The organism is Croceicoccus sediminis (genome assembly GCF_007570835.1).
GTDB lineage: Bacteria > Pseudomonadota > Alphaproteobacteria > Sphingomonadales > Sphingomonadaceae > Croceicoccus > Croceicoccus sediminis.
Genome location: NZ_SUNC01000001.1, coordinates 307,575 through 330,852, shown reverse-complemented (window position 1 = coordinate 330,852; position 23,278 = coordinate 307,575). Strand labels below are relative to the sequence as shown.

Genomic DNA, 23,278 nt, shown 5'->3' with positions numbered 1-23,278 from the left:
TCGTTCATCCCCTTCGACCATATATTCGCTCTAGCCAAAAGAGGGTTGCCATGAATTTGAAGTCCATGTTCCGCAAACTGGCGCCGTTTGCCGCGCTGCTCGGCCTGGGTTCGCCCGCTTATGCCGAAGAGGCGGTTCTCGACCGGTCCGATGCCGATCCCGCGCTTTGGGTCCTGTCCGATGACGACACCACGATCTACCTGTTCGGCACGATGCATGCGCTGAAGACCGACCTGGTCTGGTTCGACGACGCGGTTTCCGAGGCATTCGGCAAATCGGATGAGCTTGTTCTCGAAATGCTCCCCCCGCCGCCGGAAGAAATGGCAGGCTTCGTGCAAAGCGCCGCGCTTGCAAAGCCGGGCAACGGCCTTTCGAAGGTCCTGACCCCGGATCAATATGCCCGTTTCGAAGCCGCGGCATCGTCGATCGGGCTTCCGGCGCAGGCGCTTGAACCGATGCAGCCGTGGTTTGCCGGCGTGACACTGGCCACCGCGCCGCTGCAGCAGCTGGGCTATTCCGCCGAAGCAGGCGCCGAACAGGTCCTTCAGGAAGCGGCGACCGAACGCGCGATGCAGATGGTCGGCCTCGAAACCTTCGAACAGCAGATGGGCTTTTTCACTGGGCTCAGCCAGGAAGACCAGGTCGCGTTCCTGATGTCGGGAGTCGACGACATGGGCGAAATGCAGCAGACTTTCGCGGACATGGAAAAGGCTTGGGCCATGGGTGACACGGCGGCGACCGCCGAACTGCTCAACGAAGGCATGGAAGACACGCCCAAGCTTCACGAAGTGCTGCTGAAGAACCGCAATGCCGCATGGGCAGAGTGGATCGACACCCGCATGAAGGCACCCGGCACCGTCTTTGTGGCGGTTGGCGCAGGCCACCTTTCGGGCGACGACAGCGTGCAGTCCATGCTGTCCGCCAAGGGCCTGACCGCTACTCGAATCGAGTATTGAGGTAATCCGACGCATGCCGACCCGCCTCTTCGCCCTGCTGCTTGCTCCGCTCGTCCTCCTTCTGGCAGGCTGCGGTAGCTCGGCAGAACCGGCGCTGTGGCGGGTCGATGCGGCCGATGCCCCCGATGGGGCCGAACCGGCAGGCTGGCTGTTCGGCACGATCCACGCCCTTCCCCGCACCACCCAATGGCACGGCGAGACGCTGGATAACGCGCTGGCGAATGCCGGTGTCCTGATGGTCGAGATCGAAAACCTCGACACCAGCGAATCCCAGCGGATTTTTCAGCAGCTGGCCGTCGATCCGGCCTTGCCGCCGCTGTCCGAACGGGTTTCGCCGGTATACCGCGACGAACTGGCCGAAGTGCTGGACGAAGCAGGCGCTTCGGAAGAAAACTTCCATTATGTCGAAACGTGGGCTGCCGCTCTCACCCTGTCATCGATGTTGCAGCAGCGCAGCACGCTCGACCCCGAATTCGGCGTCGACAAGACCCTGATCGCGGACTGGACAAAGCCGATCATCGGCTTCGAGACGACCGAGGAACAGCTGCGCATATTCGACCAGCTCAGCGGCGATGAGCAGCAGGACCTTCTGGAAACGTTCGTCGACCAGGTGGATACCATCGGCCCATACGATCTGTCCAACGCGTGGAGCGCGGGCGATGCCGACAAGCTGGCCGGCCTGATGGACATGGGCTTCAATGCCTCGCCCGAATTGCGCGCGGCCCTTCTCTCGCGCCGCAATGCCCGATGGATCGGTCGGATCGTGGGGCAATTGCAGGACGGCAAAAAGCCGTTCGTGGCCGTTGGCGCGGGGCACATCGGGGGTGATGACGGCCTTATCGCGCTGTTGCAGGCGCGCGGATGGAAGGTCACCCGCATTCAGTAGGCGCCTTCGCGCTTGCTTTTGCGCGCGTTTGCGTTTAGCCGCGCGCCTTCGCTTGCCCTGTCGGTCATCCCTGGAGGCGCTGGGCAGCGTTACTTGTATCAACCAGTTTCGAAGGTCAGAAATCATGAGCGATCAGCTTACCCTGACGGCCGAGGCGCGCGAGCGGGCAGGCAAGGGAGCCTCCCGTGCACTGCGCCGTGAAGGTCGCGTCCCCGCCGTCATCTACGGCGGCAAGGAAGAACCGCAGCCGATCCACGTCGAAGAACGTGCTCTCATCAAGCTGCTGAACACCGGTCACTTCTCCAACTCGATCATCATGATCGACATGGGCGGCAAGCCGGTCCAGACCCTGCCGAAGGACGTTTCGTTCCACCCGGTTTCAGACCGTCCGACCCACGTCGACTTCCTTCGCCTTGCCAAGGGCGCCAAGGTCGACGTTTCGGTTCCCGTCGTCTTCGTCAACGAAGAAGCCGCACCCGGCCTCAAGAAGGGCGGCGTTCTCAACGTCGTTCGTCACGAGCTTGAGCTGGTCTGCGAAGCGGACAAGATCCCGACCGAAATCGAGATCGACGTCACCGGCAAGGATGTGGGCGATTCGATCCACATCAGCGAAGTGACCCTGCCCAAGGGCAGCGAAAGCGCGATCACCGACCGCGATTTCACCATCGCCACGCTGGTCGCTCCCTCGGCCCTGAAGAAGGCCGAAGGCGCTGCTGCAGCCGAAGGCGGCGAAGAAGTCGAAGCGGACGATGTCCCCGCGACCGAGCAGAACGGCGAAGTCGAGTAATCGTCCCTTCGCCCTGCCAAACGCAGGCTTTGAAGAATTACGCCGGTCCCTTCGCGGGGCCGGCGTTTTCTTTTGGCCCGTTTTCTTTTCCGGCCGCCTTGGCTAGGGGGCAGCCATGCAACTTTGGGTAGGCCTTGGAAATCCCGGCGCGAAATACGCGCTCAACCGCCATAACATCGGCTTCATGGCGCTCGACACGATTGCCGAAGTGCATGGCTTTGGCCCGGTGCAGAAGAAGTTTTCCGGCTGGCTTCAGGAAGGCCGGATTGGGACGGAAAAGATCCTGCTGCTCAAACCCGGCACCTTCATGAACGAAAGCGGCCGCGCCGTCGGCGAGGCGATGCGGTTCTACAAGCTCGACACAGATGCGCTTACCGTATTCCACGATGAACTCGACCTCGCGCCGTTCAAGGTGAAGGTCCGCATGGGTGGCGGGCTTGCCGGTCACAACGGGCTGCGGTCGATCAACCAGCATCTGGGCCCCGATTTCCGCCGAGTGCGTATCGGGATCGGTCATCCCGGATCGAAAGACCGCGTTCACGGCCATGTCCTGGGCAATTACGCGAAGGCCGAAATGGACGACCTTGTCGTCATGCTGGGCGCGATGGCAGGAGAGGCTGACTGGCTGGCCAAGGGCGACGACGCGCGTTTCATGAACGACGTTGCGCTAAGGATGCAGGGATAAGCCGCAACTGCCATGACATGGCACCTTTGCGGCAACTCTCCCCTAGCCTTTCGGCCTGCTTGCCTCTATCGCGCGGCCAAACAGATTTACGGAGCATTCCATGGGTTTTCGTTGCGGCATCGTGGGCCTTCCCAATGTCGGCAAATCGACGCTGTTCAACGCGCTGACCGAAACACAGGCGGCGCAGGCGGCGAACTATCCGTTTTGCACGATCGAACCGAACGTCGGGCAGGTCGGTGTGCCCGACGCGCGCCTTGACGAGATCGCAAGGGTTGCAGGGTCTGCGAAGATCGTTCCGACCCAGCTTGCCTTCGTGGACATCGCCGGACTGGTCAAAGGCGCGTCGAAGGGCGAAGGCCTGGGCAACCAGTTCCTCGGCAACATCCGCGAGGTGGATGCCATCGTCCATGTTCTGCGCTGTTTCGAGGATGATGACATCCAGCACGTCGCCAACAAGGTCGACCCGCTGACCGATGCCGAAGTGGTCGAGACCGAACTGCTGATGGCCGACCTCGAAAGCCTGGAAAAACGCGTTCCCGCCGCCGCCAAGCGTGCGACGAGCGGCGACAAGGAATCGAAGATCGCGGCCAGCGTCCTGGGACAGGCACTCGAACTGCTGCGCGAGGGTAAGCCCGCACGCCTGACCGAGCCGAAGGACGACGAGGAGGCCCGCGTCTTCGCACAGGCCCAGCTGCTGACGGCAAAGCCGGTGCTTTATGTCTGCAACGTGGCCGAGGAAGACGCCGCGGACGGCAATGACCTTTCGGCAAAGGTCTTCGAAAAGGCCAAGTCAGAAGGCGCGCAGGCCGTTGTCGTCTCTGCCGCGATCGAAAGCGAGATCGTCGCGATGGAGCCGGAAGACCGCAAGGAATTCCTCGCCGAAATGGGACTTGAGGAATCGGGCCTCGCCCGCGTGATCCGCGCAGGGTACGAGCTGCTCGGCCTCAAAACCTTCTTTACCGCAGGACCCAAGGAAGCACGCGCCTGGACTTTCCCGGATGGCGCGAAGGCTCCGCAGGCGGCCGGTGAAATCCACACCGATTTCGAACGCGGCTTCATTCGTGCAGAGACGATCGCCTACGACGACTACATCTCGCTCGGCGGTGAAAGCGGTGCGCGCGAGGCTGGCAAGCTGCGTCAGGAAGGCAAGGAATATGTCGTCAAGGACGGCGACGTGATGATGTTCAAGTTCAACGTCTGACCGGCATCACGCGGGGTCGAACGCCGACAGGATAGGGCAAGGCCCCGCCCCGCCCTTCGCGCATTCGTTGGCCAGCTTTTTCAGCGATGCCCGCGCCGCTTCCAAGCGGGCAATTTCCGTGTCCAGTGACGCGATACGGTCCTGCGCCATGGAGCGAGCCTCTGCGCGGTCGTCGATACGGTCTAGGTCGAGCAGTCGCTTTATCTCACGCAAGGTGAAGCCTGCCGCCTGAGATTGCCGGATGAAGCGCAACCGACGAACGTCATCGTCGCCATAGTGCCTTCCCCCAGTAGCGCCCCCGGTCGGCGCGTCCATCAAGCCCTTGCGCTGATAGAAACGCACAGTTTCCACGCCGACATCGGCGGCGGCGGCCAGTTCCGAAATGCGGAACGGGCGGTGCGATGACGCGTTTTGTCGTTGACTCCGTACCATGGTACGCAATGTAGACCTAGCCTCATGAGCAAACAAGACACGCCCAAGACCGCCAAACTCTACCGCATGGTGATGGACAAGCACATCTGTCCCTTCGGCCTGAAGGCGAGGCATCTCTTGCAAAGCCACGGCTTCACGGTGGACGATCACCACCTCTCCACGAGGGAAGAGACAGAGGCATTCAAAACCCAACACGACGTCAAGACCACGCCGCAGATCTTCATCGGCGGGGAGCGTATCGGCGGCTATGAAGACCTGCGCCGTCACCTGGGCCTGAAGATTCAGGACCCCGATGCCGTCAGTTATCAGCCGGTTCTGGCCGTATTCGCCATTGCCGCGGGACTGGCGCTGGCGGTCAGCTGGATGGTCTTCGGATCGCCGCTGACGGTGCGTGCAGCGGAATGGTTCGTTGCCTTTTCGATGGCGATCCTTGCCATGCTGAAGCTTCAGGACGTGAACAAGTTCGCGACCATGTTCCTGGGCTATGATCTGCTGGCGCGGCGCTGGGTGCCCTATGCAAGGATATATCCCTTTGCAGAGGCGACGGCGGGCATTTTGATGGCCGGCCACCTGCTCCCATGGCTGTCGATCCCGCTCGCCCTGTTCATCGGCACGGTCGGCGCGATCAGCGTCTATTACGCCGTCTATGTCCAGAAGCGGGAGCTGAAGTGCGCCTGCGTCGGCGGTTCGGGCCGCGTTCCGCTCGGCTTCGTTTCGCTGACCGAGAACCTGTTCATGATCGCGATGGCGCTATGGATGCTGTTTGCCCCCTACTAACCTGTTTGGGCACCAAATGCGGCTTCGCCCGTTCCCTAACCCAAGACAAAGGGGACACGCCGTAATGGTAGACAAATCAGAAAAGTTTAACTGGGCCGTGCGGGTGGGATACCTCTCGCGCGCTATCCTGTATTCGGTACTAGGCATTATCGCCCTGACCAGCGCGGGCAAGATCGGGAAAGGCACCAACGGCATCTTCCGCGCGATCGAGGACTTTCCCGCAGGCACGGTGATCCTTTGGATCATGGTCGTGGGCCTTCTGGCCTATGCCCTTTTCCGCTTCGCCTCGACCTTCTTCGATATCGAGAACAACGGTTCGGACAAGAAGGGCATCGCCAAGCGCCTGGGCCATGCCGGTAGCGCCATCGGACACCTTGCATTGGCATGGTCGGCCTTCAAGTTCGCAACCAGCAATACCGAACCATCGGGCGGCAGCGCTCAGGAAGCGGCGTCGGGCATCCTGTCGATGTCGCTGGGCGGCGTCGTGCTGGGCCTGCTGGGCATCGCGTTCTTCCTTGCCGCCATATTCCAAGCGAAAAAGGGCATCTCCGGCGACTTCATGCACCGCATCAGCGCCAAGGCACCCGATTTCACCCGCTGGCTTGGCGGCGCCGGTTATCTGGCACGCTCGGTCGTCTTTGCCATCATCGGCTGGTCGCTGTTCAAGGCTGGTTTCATGTCGGCAGGCGGACAGGAGGTGAAAACGCTGGGTGATGCGGTCGCCTCGCTTTCGGGCATGGGCATCTGGTTCACGCTGGTCGCGGTCGGCCTGCTGATGTTCGGCATCTTCAGCCTGATCCTTGCGCAGTACCGGATCATTCCGGAAATGGATTCGGCCGGTATGAAGCCTTCTTTCCGGGCCTGATCTTATCGATTGAGTGACCGGCCCGCGTGGTCTAATCGGCGGCGATGCAGTATTTCGAAAGCGTCGTCGTCGGTCAGACCATGCGGGCCGGCGCATTTGAAGTCACCCGCGATGACGCGATCGACTTCGCCGGCAAGTACGATCCGCAGCCCTTCCACCTGTCGGACGAAGGCACCGACGGCACCCCGTTCGAACGCCTTTCGATCAGTGGCTGGCAGACGTGCAGCATCGCCATGCGGCTTTACGTCGATCATGTCCTTTCCAATTCGGACAGCAAGGGCGGCCTTGGCGTCGATGGCCTGCGCTGGCCTCGCCCGGTCTATCCCGGCGACGTGCTCAGCCTCGAATGGACGTTCGTGGAAAAGCGCAAGAGCCGGTCGATGCCGGGCGTCGGTATCGTCGTGGTCCGGATGCGCCTGTTCAATCAGAACGATGAGCTTGTGATGGAGCTGCAATCGGCGGGCCTGGTCGGGTGCGAACCGGACGGCGACGCGGCCTAGGTCACGCGCCGCAGCCGACGAGGCCTTCCCTGTCGAAAGTCACACGGTCCTTGTGATCGCGGACGACCATCCGGCCCTGCCACTTCGTCTGCTCGATCCCCTCACTCGACTTGCCGTTTTCGTCGAGCGTGATGGTGACCGAAAATTCCTTGCCGTCATATTTGGAAAAGCCGGTCAACGGCAGTTCGGCGCTGCCTTTGTCCGGGGCCAGCGTGACGATCTTGTCGTCCAGCTTCATATAGCCGTGTTCGTCCTGGGCCAGAAACAGGACCTTCATGCTGTTGCCCGGCGCAAAGCCGCAGCTGGCACCGAAAAGGTTGTTCTTCTCGATATCGGGATAGCGGATGTGCTGGGGGCTGATCTGCTCGATCGCGGGCATGTCGTGCATCGCCTCGATCTCGGCCACGTCGGCGGCGTCCTGCGCCGGGTCCGATCCATCCGAACAGGCCGCGAGCGTTCCGGCCATGGCGCAGATGATCACGAGGTTCAGGCGCATTTCGATATTCTCCCCCGTCCGATCGCGGCCTAGTGCCGTCCGAAAAGCTTTTCGACGTCGTCCATCGACAACTTGACCCACGTCGGACGTCCGTGGTTGCACTGCCCTGAACGGGGCGTGCGCTCCATCTCGCGCAGAAGGGCGTTCATTTCGGCAACCGAAAGCGTGCGCCCCGCCCTCACCGACCCGTGACAGGCCATCGTCGCCAGAACGAGGTCGAGCTTTTCGCCCAGCAGCAGGGCATCACCGTTGCGCGCGATATCGTCGGCAATGTCCTGCAAAAGCTTGCCCGGATCGGCCCGCTTCAGCGCCGCGGGCATGGCGCGGACCAGCATCGCGTCGGGGCCGAAGCGTTCAACGGAAAGACCGAAAGTGCCCAGCTTTTCAGCTGCTTCCTCGATCCGGTCGCAGTCCGCCTCTTCCATCTCCACCACTTCGGGCAGGAGCAGCGCCTGCGACCGCGTGATGCCTTCTTCCGCCCCTGCCGACTTCAACCGTTCCAGCGTCAGCCGTTCGTGCGCGGCATGCTGATCGACGATGACGAGCCCGTCCGCGGCCTCTGCCACGATATAGGTCTGCGCGATCTGGCCGCGCGCTGCGCCAAGCGGAAAATGTTCGGCATCACCGGGCTGTTCGAGCGCCTCTTCGGCGCGGGCCTGGGGGGCAAATCCGGGATCCAGGGTGGCAGGACCCGAAAGGATGGACCCTTCCATCTCGCGGTAGACCGGTGGGGTCTGCGGCCTTTCCCGCTGTTGCCAGCCAAGGCCTGCGAAAACACTGCGATTGTCGCGGGCAAGGTTCTCACCATCGGGAACGCGCGGCGCATCACCCTCGCGCATCCACGCGCCCATCGCGCCTGCATCCGGGGTCTGCGCACTGCGCTTGTCACCACTGGCCAGCGCGTCGCGCAGGCCCGACACGATGATCCCGCGCACCATTGCCGGATCGCGAAAACGCACCTCGGTCTTGGCCGGGTGGACGTTCACGTCGACCTCTTCGGGCGGAACGTCGAGAAACAGCGCCAGCACCGCGTGGCGATCGCGCGCCAGCATGTCGGAATAGGCCCCGCGCACCGCGCCGGTCAGCAGGCGGTCCTTTACCGGCCGTCCGTTCACGAACAGGTACTGGTGATCGGCGACGCCGCGGTTGTAGGTCGGCAGGCCCGCAATGCCGGTCATGCGGATCGGCGCCTCTGCCGGGCCGCGCAGCACGTCCACCTCGACCGCATTGTCCGCCAGCTCACGCGCGACAAGGCGCGATACGCGGGTTGCCACGTCTTCGCCGGGCTGCACCTGCACGATACGGCGGCCATCGTTGGAAAAGGAAAAGCCGACATCGGGCCGCGCCATGGCCAGTCGCCGCACGACATCATGGCAGGCGGCATATTCGCTGCGCGGCGTGCGCAGGAACTTGCGCCGCGCGGGCACGTTCGCAAAGACATGATCCACCCTAATGCGCGTTCCCACCGGCAGGGCGGCAGGCCCTTCTTCCACCACGCGCCCGTGGTCGACAACGCGTCTCCACCCCTCATCCGCTCCGCGCGGGCGGCTTTCGATGGACAGCCGCGCAACGCTGGCGATGGAAGGCAACGCCTCTCCGCGAAAACCCAGGGTCGTGACCTGTTCGATCGCTTCGTCAGGCAATTTGGATGTCGCATGGCGTTCAAGCGCCAGCGCCATTTCGTCGGCCGTCATGCCGCAACCGTCGTCGGTCACTTCGATCCCGTCCAGTCCGCCGAGTTTGAGCGCGATGTCGACGCGCGTAGCCCCCGCATCGATGGCGTTTTCGACCAGTTCCTTGAGCGCGGCGGCCGGTCGTTCGACCACTTCGCCGGCAGCAATCCGGTTCACCAGGTTTTCGGGAAGACGGCGAATTTGAGGCATCGGGACGGGTCTAGCGACGAAGCCCGGCTTTTTCGAGGCGGACGGTGTGGAAAAGCCCGCAAATCCCCGCGAAATATTTTCCATCTGGCTATGCTTTTGGGCTAGTCACACGGCAACGAAACCATCATGCGCTAATCGGCGCCAATTTTCAGGGACCGCACACCGATCATGTCCTCATTCTTTTCCCGCCTTTTCCAGTTCGGTTCGCAGAACATGGCCATCGACCTCGGTACGGCGAACACGCTCGTCTATGTCGAAGGGCGTGGCATCGTGCTGAACGAACCCTCGGTGGTCGCAATCGAAACGCTGAACGGCATCAAGAAGGTGAAGGCCGTTGGCGACGACGCGAAGATGATGATGGGCAAGACCCCCGACAGCATCGAGGCGATCCGCCCGCTGCGCGACGGTGTCATCGCCGACATCGAAGTGGCTGAGGAGATGATCAAGTACTTCATCCGCAAGGTCCACGGCGGTCGCAAGTCGATGCTGCGCTATCCCGAAATCGTGATCTGCGTGCCTTCGGGCTCCACCTCGGTCGAACGCCGCGCCATTCGCGACGCGGCCAGCAACGCAGGGGCCAGCCAAGTCTACCTGATCCTCGAGCCGATGGCCGCCGCGATCGGCGCCGACATGCCCGTGACCGAACCGGTCGGCTCGATGGTGGTCGACATCGGCGGCGGCACGACCGAGGTTGCCGTTCTTTCTCTGCGCGGTCTTGCCTATACCACCAGCGTTCGCGTCGGCGGGGACAAGATGGACGAAGCGATCGTTTCCTACGTGCGCCGACACCACAACCTGCTGATCGGTGAGGCAACTGCCGAGCGTATCAAGCAGGACTATGCCGTCGCCACCGTCCCGGAAGACGGTGAAGGCGAGACGATCCACATCCGCGGCCGCGACCTGGTGAACGGCGTGCCCAAGGAAATCACGATCAATCAGGCGAACATAGCTGAGGCGCTTAACGAACCGATCGGCGCCATCGTCGAAGCGGTTCGCATCGCACTGGAAAACACCGCGCCCGAACTGGCCGCCGACATCGTCGACCAGGGTATCGTGCTGACGGGTGGCGGCGCGCTGATCAAGGGCCTCGACGAATATCTGCGCGAAGAAACGGGCCTGCCGGTCACCGTGGCCGAAGATCCGCTGTCGTGCGTGGCACTGGGCACTGGCCGCGCTCTGGAAGAACCGGTCTACCGCGGCGTGCTGATGACGGCCTGAGGGCTGTCCTGAACTGAAGGGGAACGGCGATGGCGGCGCCGCAAGACCGGCGTCCGGGTTTTTCGAAAAGGGCGCACCTTGGGCTGTTCACGAGCTATGTCGCGGCTTCGGCCGGGGCAGCGCTCGGCTTCGTCGTGCTTGTCGTTTCGCTGCTCAACCCGACCGCTTTCGCCTTTGCCCGCGCCGCCGCCAACGACCTTGCCGCGCCCGCAGGCGAAGTTTCGGCCACGACGCGTTCGGGCGGCAAGACCTTCATCGACGTCATCTCCGGCTATATCGAGGCAGGGAGCAAGAACGCGCAGCTGAAACAAGAACTCGCGGTCGCCCGGTCCCGCTTGGCCGAGGCGGAGGCGATCGAGTCCGAAAATGCCCGGCTCAAGGCTCTGCTCGACGTGCGCGAAACCGATGGTACGCCTGTTGCCACCGCGCGCCTGATCGGCTCGAGCTCTACCAGCACGCGGCGTTTCGCCCTGCTGGGTGCAGGCAAGCGGGACGGGATCTTGCCCGGACAGCCGGTCCGTTCGGCCAAGGGGCTTGTCGGCCGGGTCCTCGAAGTCGGCAATCGCACTGCCCGCGTGCTGCTGATCACCGATGGCGAAAGCGTCGTGCCGGTTCGCCGCGTCAGGGGTGACATTTCCGGGTTCGCCCAAGGGCAGGCAGACGGCACGCTCATCATCCGCCTGATCGATCTCGGCATCAATCCGCTCAAGAAGGGCGATGTCTTCGTCACTTCCGGTTCGGGCGGGCTCTATCGTCCTAACGTGCCGGTCGCCATCGTTCGCAATGTCACGCGCGATGGCGCGGTTGCGCAGATCGTGTCCGACCCGGCGGCCAGCGAATTCGTCGTTGTCGAGCCGATCTGGCAGCCGATCACCGAACTACGCGATCCGACCGAGGGGCCAACGCCGTGAGCCTTGGTGGCGACCGGCTCCCCGGCTCCGGCCTCTTTTCCCGCCGCATCAACCGCGCACCGTCCCGCACCCTTGCGACGATCGTGCCGTGGCTGACGATCGCGCTGGCCTCGCTGGTTCCGCTGTCGCCGGTCATCGCGTCCGCACCGGTCGTGCCGCCGCTGTCCTTCATGCTACTGGTGGGCTGGCGCCTGTTGCGGCCCGGCCTCCTGCCACTCTGGGCCGGTGCGCCGCTGGGCCTGATCGACGATCTCTTTTCCGGCCAGCCTTTCGGGAGCGCGATCCTGCTCTGGTCCCTCGCCATGATCGGCATGGAATTGATCGACGGCTGGCTGCGCTGGCGCGGTTTCTGGCAGGACTGGCTGGTTGCGAGCGTGGTGATCGCTTCCTATCTCTTTCTCGCGCACGTTATTGCCTCGATCGCGGGTGGGGCATTCGCGCCCGGGCTGATCATTCCGCAGATTCTGCTTTCGTTCATCGCCTTTCCGTTACTGACCCGTGTGATTGCGATTCTGGATCTCTTGCGACTTGCCCGGATACGAGTGCTCGGCTGATGCTCTTCAAGCGTAAACGCGGTGCGCGCCTGCTTCAGCGGGTCAGCAGCGGCGAACTGCGTAACCGGTTCGACCGGCGCAGCTTCGTGCTGGGCTCTGTGCAGGGCGGCATCGGCGTCCTGCTGGCCGCGCGCATGGGCTATCTCGCCGTAGCCGAAAACGAGAAGTACAATCTCGCCTCTGAATCCAATCGCGTCGATCTTACCCTGATCCCGCCGCGCCGGGGCTGGATCCTCGATCGCAACAATATCCCTATGGCGTCGAACCGCGCGGACTTCCGCGTCGACCTCGTGCCCGAACGCGTCATCGACAAGGATCGCACGCTGGCCGTGCTGGGCGAAGTGCTCGAACTGACGCCCGCGGCCATCACTGACCTTCGCGACAAGATGGACGGTACGCGGGGCTTCCGACCCGTCGAAGTCGCGACCGGCGTGGGCTGGGAACAGTTTGCTGCCCTTTCGGTGCGCCTGCCCGACCTTCCCGGCGTCGTCCCGCAGCGCGGTTTTACCCGCTACTACCCCACCGGCCCCTCGGTCGGGCACTTGCTCGGCTATGTCGGGACGGTCTCTGCCGAGGAGTACGAGGAAGAGAAGAACCCGCTTCTCATCACGCCGGGTTTCAAAATCGGCAAGGACGGGGTCGAGAAATACTTCGAGCACGAATTGCGCGGCGAACCCGGCGCGCGCCGGGCGGAAGTTACCGCCAACGGCAAGATCGTGCGCGACCTCGAAACGCGTGAGGATGTCCAGGGCGATCCGGTCAAACTGACGATCAACGCCAAGCTGCAGGACTATGCCGCACGGCGTATCGGGCTTGAATCCGGCTCCGTCGTCGTCATGGACCTGGAAACCGGCGACCTTCTGTGCATGGCATCGATGCCCAGTTTCGATCCCAACAGCTTTTCCGACGGCATCGGCCGCGTCGAATGGAAAATGCTGTCCGAAGACGATCACGTCCCCTTGCGCAACAAGGTACTGTCCGGCCTCTACCCGCCCGGTTCGACAGTAAAACCTTTCGTCAGCCTTGCCCTTCTGAAGGCGGGGATCGACCCGGACGAAACCGTATTCTGCGGTGGCGGCCTGCGCGTCGGCAACCGCGTGTTCAACTGCTGGAACAGGCGCGGCCACGGCACGACAAACATGGCCAAGGGCATATATCAGTCCTGCGACGTCTATTTCTACGCCATGGCCCAGCGTGTCGGCATGCAGGTCATCTCGGACATGGCCCGCGAATTGGGGCTCGGTTACAAGTATCCCCTGCCCGTCGCCAGCCAGTCCTATGGCACCGTGCCCGATCCGCCGTGGAAGCTGAAGAAATATGGCCAGGAATGGCAGGCCTACGACACGGTGAACGCCACGATCGGCCAGGGGTATTTCCTCGTGAACCCGCTACAACAGGCTGTCATGGCCTCGCGCATCGCCAGCGGGCGTCGGTTTCAGCCGCGCCTGCTGATGACCTCGGCCCCGCGCCCTGCCCCCCATCTCGACATTCCTGACGAACATCTCGAAATCGTGCGCAAGGCGATGTGGGACGTGGTCAACGGGCCGGGCACGGCGGGCCGCGCGCGGTTGCCGCTGGACGGGATCGAACTGTCCGGCAAGACCGGCACGGCGCAAGTCGTGAGCCTCGCCTATGGCCGCGGCGGCATGGGCGTGCCGTGGAAATATCGCGACCATGGCCACTTCATTTGCTTTGCTCCTTACGACAAGCCGAAATACGCCTGCGCCGTTGCGATCGAACACGGTGCCGGTTCGTCCTCGGCCTATCCGGTGGCGCGCGACGTGATGACTTACCTCTTCGATCCGCAAAAGGCGCTCGAAGTCCTGCACCAGTATGAAGAGCAGTGGGGCGGCACGGCGCAGGAACGTCTGGCCCGCAAATATCGCGCCTATGAAGAGGCCTATGGCGGCGGCGCGCCCAGGCCTGAAAGCGGCGAAGTCGAAAACGCGACGAGCCAGGGCGATGGCGCGCCCGCCCCACAACCCGTGAACGCGGCGGAAAACCCCCGATCGCCCGAAGGGGACAACGCGGCAGCCGACAGCCCCGCACCCAACCCGACACCGACCCCGTCGCCCAGTCCGACCCCCTCGCCATCGGCCAGTCCCTCACCGACCTTCAATCAGCCCGGTCCGCGCCGATGAACACGCTCAGCGCCCTTCCCGCCGGGCTCGGCCGTCAGCCCTGGAGCGTGATCATACCGCTGTTCCTGCTGGTCTGTTTTGGCGCATCGGTGCTCTATTCGGCGGCGGGCGGACACTGGATGCCGTGGTCCGCGCTCCATATCGTGCGGTTTCTGGTCTTCCTTGTCATGGCCATGGTGATCGCCCAGTTTTCCCGCGATTTCATCAAGATGATGGCCGTGCCGGTCTACGTCCTGCTCGTGCTGCTGCTCATGGCGGTGGAGGCAATGGGCTTCGTCGGCGGCGGCAGCCAGCGTTGGCTCAACCTCGGGTTCATGACGCTGCAACCGTCGGAGCTGATGAAGCCCGGCATCGTCCTGATCCTGGCCCGCTTTTACGACATGCTTCCCCCCGGCGCGACGCGCGAGTTTCGCTCTCTCCTGATACCCGGTGCGCTTATCGGGGTTCCGGTCGGCCTGGTCCTGATGCAGCCTGATCTCGGCACCAGCCTTGCCATTGTTTTCGGGGCGGTCGTCGTCATGTTCCTGGCGGGCCTTCCGCTGATCTGGTTCATAACCTGCGGCGTTGCCGGGGTAATCGCGGTCCCGATGCTGTTTTTCTTTGCGCTCCATCCTTATCAGCAACAGCGCGTTCTGACCTTCCTCGATCCGGAAAGCGACCCGTTGGGCGCGGGGTATCACATTACCCAGTCCAAGATCGCGATCGGGTCCGGCGGCCTGTTCGGGAAGGGATTCGGCAATGGCACGCAAAGCCACCTCAACTATCTTCCCGAGCCGCACACCGACTTCGTCTTCGCAACGATGGCGGAAGAATGGGGCATCATGGGGGGCCTGTTCGTGCTGTTCGTGTTCGGCTGGCTGCTGCGCTGGGGCCTGCGCACTGCGCGCGACGCGCCGGACCGGTTTTCACGCCTTATGGCGGCCGGTCTTGTCGCCACGATTTTCTTCTATACCGCGGTCAACCTGATGATGGTCATGGGGCTTGCCCCCGTCGTCGGTATCCCCCTTCCCTTCATGAGCCACGGCGGTTCATCGATGATGACGATCATGATCTGTGTCGGCCTGATCATGGCGGTCGACCGTTGGGGAAAGCGCGATGTGAAGGGAAGTTTCGAGTAAGTGCAAAAAACCCCTTGCACGAATCAGGCATATGACTATTTGGGGCGCTCCCACGGGGGACGGCCTCAATGGCCAGACACCGTCTCGCGGCTCAAAAGCGGCGAAGTGGACGCATAGCTCAGTTGGTAGAGCAGCTGACTCTTAATCAGCGGGTCCTAGGTTCGAGCCCTAGTGCGTCCACCATTTTTCGAAATGGATACAGCCTGATATCATGCAGCCGACTGCGCCGCATGCGAAGTCGTGCGCATGCTCTAGCGGCCAGCGCCGATCGCTCGGCGCTTACCAATTACGGTTCAGGATCGGTGCGTCAGGCCGAATTCCGAGCCGCGCGACCGCGGGCGGTTTCTGCCATGGTGAGCAGTGCCAGGCTGAGCAGAAGCAGCACGACGACCGTAGCCAGCGCCGCCTGCTGCGAGCCGCCAGCGCCGAGAATCGTGCCTGCGAGCAACGGACCCAGCCCGACGAGGCCGAGCATCTGGATCGCGATCGTAACCGGCATCACTTCCTTGGTGCTCATGTCGCCGACGGCGCTGAGCAGGAAGGGCAGGAAGAAGTTCCAGATGAAGTTGAACAGGCAGACCGCGAAAACGAAGATCGCGTAATCGGGGCGTCCCAAAAGCAAGGCGATGGCTCCGGCGGCCAGCAGGATGCCGGACACGAGCGGAAACCAACGGCCGAAACGTGATTCCATGAAAACCGGGATCAGTGCACCGCCGATGGCCACGAACTGGCTGAGCAGAAGGGCATTGGCGATGGCCTGGACATCGTTACGCACCTCGAGCCCGATGAAGAACAGGTTCGCCCACGCCATGCCGATCGCGGTGTTGTAGGCCAGCACGGCCAGAAACCCTACCGTGAGCATCGGCAATCCGACGTCGGCGGCCGTGGGACTGGGCTCGGCTCGGTCATGCGAGCCGCGAGGGATCACGCGCACGGCAAGGATCGCGACGAGCGAGATGATACCCCAGCCCACGAAGATGCCCGGCAGGCCAATGGCGGAGAGTGCAGTCGGCATGGCCATCAGGCCGAATGCGCCGTAAGTCAGCAAGAGGATGAGGTAGAGCGCCAGGTTGCGTTCTATCCGGCGCGTAAGGCCGACGATGGAAAAGCTGATGGCGATGATCGCGCCCTCGCCTAGCCCCGTCACAAAGCGTACCATGCTGAATACGGCGTCAGGCGACTTCAGCATCGCCGAAGCCAGATTGCCCAGCCCCGCCAGCAGCAGCGCGGCAAGCACGATCCAGCGCCAGTTGATCTGGCGGCTCGCCAGTGCAGATGCGAACGCCCCGGCGGTGATCCCGAAACCCTCGGCCGAGGCGAGGAAATTCGCGGCATCCTCGCCAATGCCGAAAGACGTGGCGTAGCCCTGAACCAGTCCGGGCTGGACGATGAAGGACAGGACGCCGACCGTCCCCAGGACGATACCGGCTGCGATCGTGCCGGGGCTGTTTACGTCAATCGCACGATCCGATCCCGCCATGCCACTCTCCTTCATGAATGTTTTATCTGTTTATCCCCACGCCCTGATCCGGCGACGCGCAAGTCGGGAAAGCTCTCACCCCGCGCGCGTCGCCATAGGGTCAGGCCAGGTTGTTTCGGGACAGCGTCGTACCCGCCTTCCAGGATGCGCCGACTTCGTGCCAGTAACCGGCGATCTTTTCGTCCGGCGTGATGTCGAGCAGTTCCTCGACCGGGCTGTCGAAGTAGGAAAGATCGAAGTCCCCCTTGAAGCAACGGCCCAGTTCGACGTCGAAGCTGCTCATCGTCACGACTTCGTTCAGGCTTTGCGTACCGTCCGTCTCGATCGCGGGCAGCCAACGGTTGTGCGCCATCGGATGGCCGTTCACGAAGCCGGGGCTGTCGCATTCCTCGCGGATGGTGAAACGCCCTTCGGCAAGGCGACGGTCGAACGCGGCAAGCGTGACGCCGAATGTCCCGCCCGGCTCAAGCCGAGGGCCGGCCTTGCCGACATAGACGGGGCGGCTCATCTGGATGCTGCCCAGCTTCTTGGGATAGCCCTGGTGAATTCCGCGCAGCATCGCGAATTCCTTGTCCACCCAGATGTAGAGGCAGCGGGAATAGGTCTTGCCCTGGTACTTGCAGCGGCAGACGATGAACATCTCCTTGTACTGCACCCGCACCGGGTCGAGCAGCTGGGCCGGGTCGTCGCCGGTCGACTGCCACTCGGCCCAGATCGCGGCAAGCGCGCCGGGATCCTCGTCGGCCAGTTCGAAACCTTCGGGCAGCAGCGCGGCGACCTTGGCCGGGTCGGTCCGGTATTCCAGTGTAATCAGCTCACCTGAATAATGCCACGGAACCGGCGGCACGATGCTCGCCTTGCCGGTCGGCGTGCGGGGATAAAACAGTCCGTTGAGTTCGGCCATGGTCGCCTCTTTCTCGTTTTGCGTCGAACCCCACTGACAAGAAACGACATGCGAAGCTTGGCCGGAATGGCCAAAGCCTGTCGCGGTACGCAATGCTAGTCACGGGATCAGACCAAGTTTGCGGAGTTTACCAGATGACCACCGAATATCGCCGAATCCTGCTCGACGGATACCCGATCCTCACCACCAGGCACGGCGATGAACTGGTGACCAAGGACGGGCGATCGATCGGTGTCGACGATGCCGTGCACCTTGCGCCCGTCAATCCCAGCAAGATCATCTGCGTCCATCTGAACTACCACAGCCGGGTCGACGAGTTCATCACCAAGCTGCCGCCCGCGCCGACCTATTTCCATAAGCCGCTGACCGCGCTCAATACGCACAAGGGCCGCATCGTTCGGCCAGAAAGGTGCAAGTACCTGAATTACGAGGGCGAGATCGCCATCGTGATCGGCAAGACCTGCCGCAATGTCGCGCCCGCCGACGTGGGCGATTACATCCTCGGTTACTCGGTCGCCAACGACTACGGCCTTCACGACTTCCGCGACACCGATGCGGGCTCGATGCTGCGGGTCAAGGGTTCGGACACGCTCTGCCCTGTCGGGCCGGGCCTCGTCACCGGTTGGGATTTCCGCGACAAGATGATCCGCACTTATGTGAACGGCAAGGTCGTGCAGGAAGACACGACGGCGAACATGGAGTGGGACATGCACTACCTCGTCGCCGACATTGCCCGCACGATAACGCTGGAGCCGGGCGACATCCTGTTGTCGGGCACGCCGGCCAACAGCCGCCCCGTGCAACCGGGAGACGTCGTGGACGTCGAAGTCGACGGCCTTGGCCGTCTGTCGAACACGATCGTCGTCGGCCCCACGCCGATCCGCGACGACGTCGGCGCGCAGCCCAGCGAAAGCGAAGAGGTCATCTCCACCGCGATGGGCGGCGACTGGGAACATCGCGGCAAGCGTGCGGCAGGCGGCCAAGGCGCGCAATTCTACGAATCCAAGCTGAAGGACTGATCCGATGGCCCTGCCCGATGCGACCCGATATTACATCGATGGCCAGTGGACCGATCCGGTCAGTGCGCGGATGGCCGAAGTCGTCGATCCGGCAACCGCCAGCCCGGTCGCGCCGATCGCGCTGGGCAGTGCCGCCGATGCCGAACGTGCTATCCTTGCAGCACGGCGCGCGTTTCCGGACTGGTCAAACAGTTCGGTGGCGCTTCGGCTCGACCTGCTGCGCAAGATCCTGGCCGGGCTGATCGCGCGCAAGGACGAGATCGGCGATGCGATCAGTGCTGAAATGGGGGCGCCAACCGCGCTGGCCCGTTCGGCACAGGCCGGGTCCGGTCCGCAGCATTTTGCCGAAGTGATCCGGGTTCTGGAAAGCTACGAATTCTCTCAGGCAATGGGCACCACCCTGATCCGGCGCGAGCCGATTGGCGTGTGCACCCTCATCACGCCGTGGAACTGGCCCATGAACCAGGTCGCCACCAAGGTCGCACCGGCACTGGCCGCCGGATGCACCATGGTGCTGAAACCCAGTGAACTGGCCCCGCTAGACGCCGTGATCCTGGCGGAAATCATTGATGAGGCTGGCGTTCCTCCGGGTGTCTTCAACCTCGTCCACGGCACGGGTGAGGACATGGGGGCGACGCTTACGGGCCATCCCGAGGTCGACATGGTGTCCTTCACCGGGTCGACCCGCGCGGGAATCGCGATCGGCGAGAATGCGGCCAAAACGGTAAAAAGGGTCTCGCTGGAACTGGGCGGAAAGTCGGCGGTCATCGTGCTGCCTGACGCCGACCTTGACCGCGCGGTCACGGACAGCGTTTCGGGTTGCATGTTCAACAGTGGGCAAAGCTGCAACGCAGGTACGCGCCTGCTTGTCCCGGCCGACCGTCTGGAAGAGGCAAAAGCGGCGGCGCGCACCGCAGCGCAGGCGTGCGACATTGGCCCCATCGCCAATAAGGCTCAGTACGGCCGCGTCATCGGCATGATCGAAGGCGCGATTGCCGAAGGCGCGGAGCTGGTCGCCGGAGGCCCCGAGAAGGCCGAGGGCCAGACCGGGTATCAGGTCGCCCCGACAGTTCTCGCGTCGGTCACGCCCGACATGACCGTCGCCCGCGAGGAAGTGTTCGGACCGGTCATCGCGATCATGACTTACGACAGCGTCGAACAGGCGATCGCCATCGCCAACGACAGCCCCTACGGGCTTTCCGGATATGTCTGGGGCGCCGACCGCGCCGAGGCAGGCCGGGTCGCGGCATCGCTGCGCACCGGGATGGTCCACGTAAATGGCGCGGGACTGGACAGCGCGGCACCCTTTGGCGGTTACAAGATGAGCGGCAATGGGCGCGAATGGGGAGTCTATGGGCTGGAGGAATTCCTGGAAGTGAAATCCGTCTTTGGCGGGGTAGAGGCAAATTCATGACGACACTTAAGGTAAACCTGCGCGACGGTTCGACGCAGACCATCGAGGCGGACGGCGACATGAGCCTGATGGAAGCCTTGCGCGACAACGGCGTCGATGAACTTCTGGCGCTTTGTGGGGGATGCTGTTCCTGCGCGACCTGCCACGTGTTCCTGACACCGGAAGTCTACGAGACGCTGGGCCAGCCGTCCGATGACGAGGACGACCTGCTCGACAGTTCCGACCACCGGACCGAACATTCGCGCCTGTCCTGTCAGGTCCCGGTATCGGCCCTGCCCGAAGATTGCACGGTGACCATTGCGCCCGAGGACTGAAACGTTTGGCGAAACGCCGCGGGCACTTTATCCTGCGCCCATGAAGCGGCCCCAGATCGCAGCACAGTTCCTTCGCCACATCCTTGATTGCGTGGAGCTGACCGGCCGATCTGCGGAGCCGCTGCTGCAGCGTTTCGGCATTGCGCGCAGTGTCCTCGAAGACCGCGAAGCAACGATAGACCTAAGGGATTTCCTTGCCCTGTTCGAAGCGGCGGCCGAGTTCCTGGACAACCCCGCCTTCGGACTTCAGGCCGGGCGATTGACCGGGTCGGACAGCCTGGGCGCACTCAGCTTCCTGTTCCTCGCCGCACCGTCGCTTGGCCGCGCATTTGAGGCGATGGCCGCGCACCTTCTGGCCATGCAGCAAGGATCGCGCTGCGAGTTCGAGATCGAGGGCGATTGCGCCGCCTGGACCTACAGCGTCACGGCCCCGAACATCGGCCGCCGCCGGCAGGACGCCGAATACTCGCTCAGCGCCACACACGCCCTCGCCCGCAATTACTGCAACGGCGACTTCGAACTGCGCGAGGTGTGGTTCGAGCACGAGATGATCTCGCCCTATGCCCGTTACCGCGACCTGTTCGGCTGCGACGTGTTTTTCGAACAACCCGTCAATGCAATCCGTTTCGACGCGCGACTGACCGACCGGCGCGGAAACCTGCTTAGTGCTGAGCTTTTTCCGATCATCGAGGACCACTTGCGCCGCCGCGAACCGGCATCGGACGTCGCGCGCGGCGATGTGGTGGCCGCAGTGCGGGGCTGGCTCGCAGTCAGGGACGTTTCGGGACCCTTGCTTCTGAACGACGCGGTCCGCGACCTAGGCATAAGCCGTGCAGCGCTGCAGCGCGGGCTGGAAAAGCACGATACCAGCTGGCGCGAGATCAAGGGCGAACATCGTATTACGGTTGCCAAGCGGCTGCTTGGCCAGAGCCGCCGGAGCATAGCCGATATCGCGCTGGCCACCGGCTATTCCGAAAGCGCCAGCTTCACGCGCGCTTTCCTGGCACGGACGGGAAAAACACCGATGCAGTTTCGCAAAGGACAACAATCATGACGATCCGACTGGGGCGCCGCGCGGTGCTGGCCGGAGCTGCGGCCGCGAGTGCCGCGGCCTGCGCACCGCACGCACTTACGCCCCGGCGGGCGAAAAACGTGCTGTTGATCGTGGCCGACGACGTGGGGTTCACCGACCTCGGCATCTACGGTTCCGAAATCCCGACGCCGAACCTCGACCGGCTTGCGATGCAGGGAACGTGGTTCAGCGACCTTCACACCGGAATGACCTGTTCGCCCACCCGTGCGATGCTGATGAGCGGGGTGGACCATCACCTCTCCGGCCTTGGCAACATGGCCGAGGATCTTGCTCCCAATCAAAAGGGGCGGCCCGGATACGAGGGCTATCTCAACTTCTCGGTCGCCTCGCTGCCGGAAATCCTGCGGACGGCAGGATATCGCACTTTCATGGCGGGCAAGTGGCATCTGGGCATGACGCCCGAAACCGTTCCGTCGGCGCGGGGCTTCGATCGCAGCTTCACGATGCTGCAGGGCGGCGCGGGCCATTTTGCCAACATGATGCCCATGGTCGGGCCGGGCAAGGCGCGCTACGCCCGCGACGGCAAGCCGGTGGCCGAATTGCCCGACGATTTCTATTCGACCAAGAACTTCACCGACGAGTTCCTGGCGTTTCTTGACGAAGGCGACCGACAGGCCCCCTTCTTCGGCTATCTCGCCTATACCGCCCCGCACTGGCCGATCCAGGCTCCGCGCGAAAGCATCGATGCCTTCCGCGGCGCCTATGACACGGGATATGACGACCTGCTCGACAGCCGACTGGCCGCGGGCAAGCGTGCGGGGGTGATCCCCGAGAATGCCACCGCTGCGCCGCGCGCGCCGCACGGGGTGCCGTGGTCCGAACTGCCCGGTGACGAGAAGGCGCGGGAGGCCCGCAGGATGGAGGCCTATGCCGCGATGGTATCCGACCTCGACCGGCATTTGGGCCGCGTGATCGACCGGCTTGCTGCGACGGGCCAGCTTGATGACACGCTAATCCTGTTCCTGTCCGACAACGGTTATGAAGGACACGACATGCGATCCGGATTTCCGGAGGCGGCGCAGTGGTCGCAGGAATGTTGCGACAATTCGCTGGAAAACATCGGCGCGCCCAATTCCTACGTCTGGATGGGGCCGGACTGGTCCCGCGCATCGACCGCCGCGTACCGATTGTTCAAGGGCTTTCCGACAGAGGGCGGCACCCGCGTTCCGGCCATCGTCCGCATGCCGGGCGTGGCGGGCACGGGGCTGAACCATGGCCGCGTCCACGTGACCGACCTGTTTGCAACGATGCTGGATTGGACGGGCGTACCGTTCGACCCAGCGAAATTCCCCGACCGAAAACTTCACCGACCAAGCGGTTCATCGCTGCTTCCGGTTCTGACCGGCATGAGCCCCGCGATACATCCGGCAGGCGAAGCCTTCGTGCAGGAGCTTTTCGGGAAGCGGGCGATCCGTGTGGCGAACTGGAAGGCGATGTTGCTGCCCCCACCCTATGGCACGGGTCAATGGCAGCTATTCGACCTCAATACCGACCTTGCCGAAACCACGGATCTTGCCGCGGGTGAACCGGCCGTCCTCGCTCGCCTAGTCGCGCAGTGGGACAATTGGGCACAGACGCACAACATTATCCTGCCCGACGTCGTTACCGGTTACTGATCTTCGCTTCCGGCGCGGGAGAGTTCCG

The 23,278-nt window shown here is 63.3% G+C and carries 23 protein-coding genes and 1 tRNA gene; 19 read left to right on the top strand and 5 right to left on the bottom strand.

Translation table 11 applies throughout. The features are described 5' to 3' along the window. Positions 1-50 precede the first annotated feature (50 nt). The 5 genes from FAX90_RS01370 to ychF all read left to right on the top strand — a co-directional run bounded on the left by FAX90_RS01370 (position 51) and on the right by ychF (position 4,515). Positions 51-956, top strand: a complete 906-nt coding sequence (locus tag FAX90_RS01370; protein ID WP_144094837.1) for a TraB/GumN family protein — start codon at positions 51-53, stop codon at positions 954-956. A 13-nt stretch (positions 957-969) separates the two neighbouring features. Beyond that, a complete protein-coding gene (locus FAX90_RS01365; protein WP_144094835.1) occupies positions 970-1,842 on the top strand; it encodes a TraB/GumN family protein in 873 nt (290 codons plus the stop codon). Positions 1,843-1,966: 124 nt separating this feature from the next. Further along, complete coding sequence (locus tag FAX90_RS01360; RefSeq protein ID WP_144094833.1) at positions 1,967-2,629, top strand: 50S ribosomal protein L25/general stress protein Ctc; 663 nt, start codon at positions 1,967-1,969, stop codon at positions 2,627-2,629. Positions 2,630-2,744: 115 nt separating this feature from the next. Next, entirely contained in the window at positions 2,745-3,314 is a 570-nt protein-coding gene (gene pth / locus FAX90_RS01355) for an aminoacyl-tRNA hydrolase (RefSeq protein ID WP_144094831.1), read from the top strand. Positions 3,315-3,414: 100 nt separating this feature from the next. Then, on the top strand, positions 3,415-4,515 hold the full coding sequence (ychF, locus tag FAX90_RS01350; RefSeq protein WP_144094829.1) for a redox-regulated ATPase YchF: 1,101 nt from the start codon (positions 3,415-3,417) through the stop codon (positions 4,513-4,515). A 6-nt stretch (positions 4,516-4,521) separates the two neighbouring features. Here ychF and FAX90_RS01345 read toward each other — a convergent pair whose 3' ends face one another. Further along, positions 4,522-4,947 (bottom strand): MerR family transcriptional regulator, encoded by a 426-nt coding sequence (locus tag FAX90_RS01345; protein WP_144094827.1) that lies wholly within the window; start codon positions 4,945-4,947, stop codon positions 4,522-4,524. A 24-nt stretch (positions 4,948-4,971) separates the two neighbouring features. On the opposite strand from FAX90_RS01345, the gene FAX90_RS01340 reads away from it, so the two are divergent. The 3 genes from FAX90_RS01340 to FAX90_RS01330 all read left to right on the top strand — a co-directional run bounded on the left by FAX90_RS01340 (position 4,972) and on the right by FAX90_RS01330 (position 7,089). Beyond that, positions 4,972-5,724 carry a glutaredoxin gene (locus FAX90_RS01340; RefSeq protein WP_240704660.1) on the top strand — a complete coding sequence of 251 codons (753 nt, stop codon included), beginning with the start codon at positions 4,972-4,974 and terminating at the stop codon, positions 5,722-5,724. Between the two features lie 64 nt (positions 5,725-5,788). Continuing rightward, positions 5,789-6,589, top strand: coding sequence for a DUF1206 domain-containing protein (locus tag FAX90_RS01335; protein ID WP_144094825.1), 801 nt, complete (start codon positions 5,789-5,791; stop codon positions 6,587-6,589). Between the two features lie 44 nt (positions 6,590-6,633). Continuing rightward, positions 6,634-7,089, top strand: coding sequence for a MaoC family dehydratase (locus FAX90_RS01330; RefSeq protein WP_144094823.1), 456 nt, complete (start codon positions 6,634-6,636; stop codon positions 7,087-7,089). Between the two features lies 1 nt (position 7,090). Here the strand turns inward: FAX90_RS01330 and FAX90_RS01325 are convergent, their stop codons facing one another. Both FAX90_RS01325 and mutL read right to left on the bottom strand, forming a co-directional pair. After that, a complete protein-coding gene (locus FAX90_RS01325; RefSeq protein ID WP_144094821.1) occupies positions 7,091-7,585 on the bottom strand; it encodes a hypothetical protein in 495 nt (164 codons plus the stop codon). Between the two features lie 29 nt (positions 7,586-7,614). After that, positions 7,615-9,468: a DNA mismatch repair endonuclease MutL gene (gene mutL / locus FAX90_RS01320; protein ID WP_144094819.1), complete on the bottom strand. Its 1,854-nt coding sequence runs from the start codon at positions 9,466-9,468 to the stop codon at positions 7,615-7,617. A 168-nt stretch (positions 9,469-9,636) separates the two neighbouring features. Here mutL and FAX90_RS01315 point away from each other — a divergent pair, with 168 nt between their 5' ends. From FAX90_RS01315 to FAX90_RS01290, 6 genes are all read left to right on the top strand, one after another. After that, positions 9,637-10,686: a rod shape-determining protein gene (locus FAX90_RS01315; protein ID WP_144094817.1), complete on the top strand. Its 1,050-nt coding sequence runs from the start codon at positions 9,637-9,639 to the stop codon at positions 10,684-10,686. 29 nt (positions 10,687-10,715) lie between these two features. Further along, entirely contained in the window at positions 10,716-11,597 is an 882-nt protein-coding gene (gene mreC / locus FAX90_RS01310; RefSeq protein ID WP_144094815.1) for a rod shape-determining protein MreC, read from the top strand. Further along, on the top strand, positions 11,594-12,151 hold the full coding sequence (gene mreD, locus FAX90_RS01305) for a rod shape-determining protein MreD (RefSeq protein ID WP_144094813.1): 558 nt from the start codon (positions 11,594-11,596) through the stop codon (positions 12,149-12,151). Before mreC ends, mreD begins: the two co-directional genes overlap by 4 nt. Beyond that, complete coding sequence (mrdA, locus tag FAX90_RS01300; RefSeq protein ID WP_144094811.1) at positions 12,151-14,292, top strand: penicillin-binding protein 2; 2,142 nt, start codon at positions 12,151-12,153, stop codon at positions 14,290-14,292. The genes mreD and mrdA overlap by 1 nt, the downstream gene beginning before the upstream one ends. Next, entirely contained in the window at positions 14,289-15,410 is a 1,122-nt protein-coding gene (gene rodA, locus FAX90_RS01295; RefSeq protein WP_144094809.1) for a rod shape-determining protein RodA, read from the top strand. The genes mrdA and rodA overlap by 4 nt, the downstream gene beginning before the upstream one ends. Before the next feature lie 107 nt (positions 15,411-15,517). Further along, a tRNA-Lys gene (locus FAX90_RS01290) sits at positions 15,518-15,593 on the top strand. Positions 15,594-15,717: 124 nt separating this feature from the next. On the opposite strand, the gene FAX90_RS01285 is transcribed toward FAX90_RS01290, so the two are convergent. Both FAX90_RS01285 and FAX90_RS01280 read right to left on the bottom strand, forming a co-directional pair. Next, positions 15,718-16,890, bottom strand: coding sequence for an MFS transporter (locus FAX90_RS01285; RefSeq protein WP_144094807.1), 1,173 nt, complete (start codon positions 16,888-16,890; stop codon positions 15,718-15,720). A 100-nt stretch (positions 16,891-16,990) separates the two neighbouring features. Beyond that, positions 16,991-17,794, bottom strand: coding sequence for an acetoacetate decarboxylase family protein (locus FAX90_RS01280; RefSeq protein WP_144094805.1), 804 nt, complete (start codon positions 17,792-17,794; stop codon positions 16,991-16,993). Positions 17,795-17,928: 134 nt separating this feature from the next. On the opposite strand from FAX90_RS01280, the gene FAX90_RS01275 reads away from it, so the two are divergent. From FAX90_RS01275 to FAX90_RS01255, 5 genes are read left to right on the top strand one after another with little or no spacing between them, the layout of a single operon-like run. After that, complete coding sequence (locus tag FAX90_RS01275) at positions 17,929-18,813, top strand: fumarylacetoacetate hydrolase family protein (protein WP_144094803.1); 885 nt, start codon at positions 17,929-17,931, stop codon at positions 18,811-18,813. 4 nt (positions 18,814-18,817) lie between these two features. Then, complete coding sequence (locus FAX90_RS01270; protein ID WP_205700603.1) at positions 18,818-20,227, top strand: aldehyde dehydrogenase family protein; 1,410 nt, start codon at positions 18,818-18,820, stop codon at positions 20,225-20,227. Further along, positions 20,224-20,541 (top strand): 2Fe-2S iron-sulfur cluster-binding protein, encoded by a 318-nt coding sequence (locus FAX90_RS01265; RefSeq protein ID WP_144094801.1) that lies wholly within the window; start codon positions 20,224-20,226, stop codon positions 20,539-20,541. Before FAX90_RS01270 ends, FAX90_RS01265 begins: the two co-directional genes overlap by 4 nt. 40 nt (positions 20,542-20,581) lie before the next feature. Continuing rightward, positions 20,582-21,595 (top strand): AraC family transcriptional regulator, encoded by a 1,014-nt coding sequence (locus FAX90_RS01260; protein ID WP_144094799.1) that lies wholly within the window; start codon positions 20,582-20,584, stop codon positions 21,593-21,595. Further along, complete coding sequence (locus tag FAX90_RS01255; protein ID WP_144094797.1) at positions 21,592-23,250, top strand: arylsulfatase; 1,659 nt, start codon at positions 21,592-21,594, stop codon at positions 23,248-23,250. The genes FAX90_RS01260 and FAX90_RS01255 overlap by 4 nt, the downstream gene beginning before the upstream one ends. Positions 23,251-23,278 lie beyond the last annotated feature (28 nt).

Coding starts and splice junctions, on each gene's coding strand:
- FAX90_RS01370 (WP_144094837.1), top strand. CDS start 51: ATGAATTTGAAGTCCATGTTCCGCAAACTGGCGCCGTTTGCCGCGCTG.
- FAX90_RS01365 (WP_144094835.1), top strand. CDS start 970: ATGCCGACCCGCCTCTTCGCCCTGCTGCTTGCTCCGCTCGTCCTCCTT.
- FAX90_RS01360 (WP_144094833.1), top strand. CDS start 1,967: ATGAGCGATCAGCTTACCCTGACGGCCGAGGCGCGCGAGCGGGCAGGC.
- pth (WP_144094831.1), top strand. CDS start 2,745: ATGCAACTTTGGGTAGGCCTTGGAAATCCCGGCGCGAAATACGCGCTC.
- ychF (WP_144094829.1), top strand. CDS start 3,415: ATGGGTTTTCGTTGCGGCATCGTGGGCCTTCCCAATGTCGGCAAATCG.
- FAX90_RS01345 (WP_144094827.1), bottom strand. CDS start 4,947: ATGGTACGGAGTCAACGACAAAACGCGTCATCGCACCGCCCGTTCCGC.
- FAX90_RS01340 (WP_240704660.1), top strand. CDS start 4,972: ATGAGCAAACAAGACACGCCCAAGACCGCCAAACTCTACCGCATGGTG.
- FAX90_RS01335 (WP_144094825.1), top strand. CDS start 5,789: ATGGTAGACAAATCAGAAAAGTTTAACTGGGCCGTGCGGGTGGGATAC.
- FAX90_RS01330 (WP_144094823.1), top strand. CDS start 6,634: ATGCAGTATTTCGAAAGCGTCGTCGTCGGTCAGACCATGCGGGCCGGC.
- FAX90_RS01325 (WP_144094821.1), bottom strand. CDS start 7,585: ATGCGCCTGAACCTCGTGATCATCTGCGCCATGGCCGGAACGCTCGCG.
- mutL (WP_144094819.1), bottom strand. CDS start 9,468: ATGCCTCAAATTCGCCGTCTTCCCGAAAACCTGGTGAACCGGATTGCT.
- FAX90_RS01315 (WP_144094817.1), top strand. CDS start 9,637: ATGTCCTCATTCTTTTCCCGCCTTTTCCAGTTCGGTTCGCAGAACATG.
- mreC (WP_144094815.1), top strand. CDS start 10,716: ATGGCGGCGCCGCAAGACCGGCGTCCGGGTTTTTCGAAAAGGGCGCAC.
- mrdA (WP_144094811.1), top strand. CDS start 12,151: ATGCTCTTCAAGCGTAAACGCGGTGCGCGCCTGCTTCAGCGGGTCAGC.
- rodA (WP_144094809.1), top strand. CDS start 14,289: ATGAACACGCTCAGCGCCCTTCCCGCCGGGCTCGGCCGTCAGCCCTGG.
- FAX90_RS01285 (WP_144094807.1), bottom strand. CDS start 16,890: ATGGCGGGATCGGATCGTGCGATTGACGTAAACAGCCCCGGCACGATC.
- FAX90_RS01280 (WP_144094805.1), bottom strand. CDS start 17,794: ATGGCCGAACTCAACGGACTGTTTTATCCCCGCACGCCGACCGGCAAG.
- FAX90_RS01275 (WP_144094803.1), top strand. CDS start 17,929: ATGACCACCGAATATCGCCGAATCCTGCTCGACGGATACCCGATCCTC.
- FAX90_RS01270 (WP_205700603.1), top strand. CDS start 18,818: ATGGCCCTGCCCGATGCGACCCGATATTACATCGATGGCCAGTGGACC.
- FAX90_RS01265 (WP_144094801.1), top strand. CDS start 20,224: ATGACGACACTTAAGGTAAACCTGCGCGACGGTTCGACGCAGACCATC.
- FAX90_RS01260 (WP_144094799.1), top strand. CDS start 20,582: ATGAAGCGGCCCCAGATCGCAGCACAGTTCCTTCGCCACATCCTTGAT.
- FAX90_RS01255 (WP_144094797.1), top strand. CDS start 21,592: ATGACGATCCGACTGGGGCGCCGCGCGGTGCTGGCCGGAGCTGCGGCC.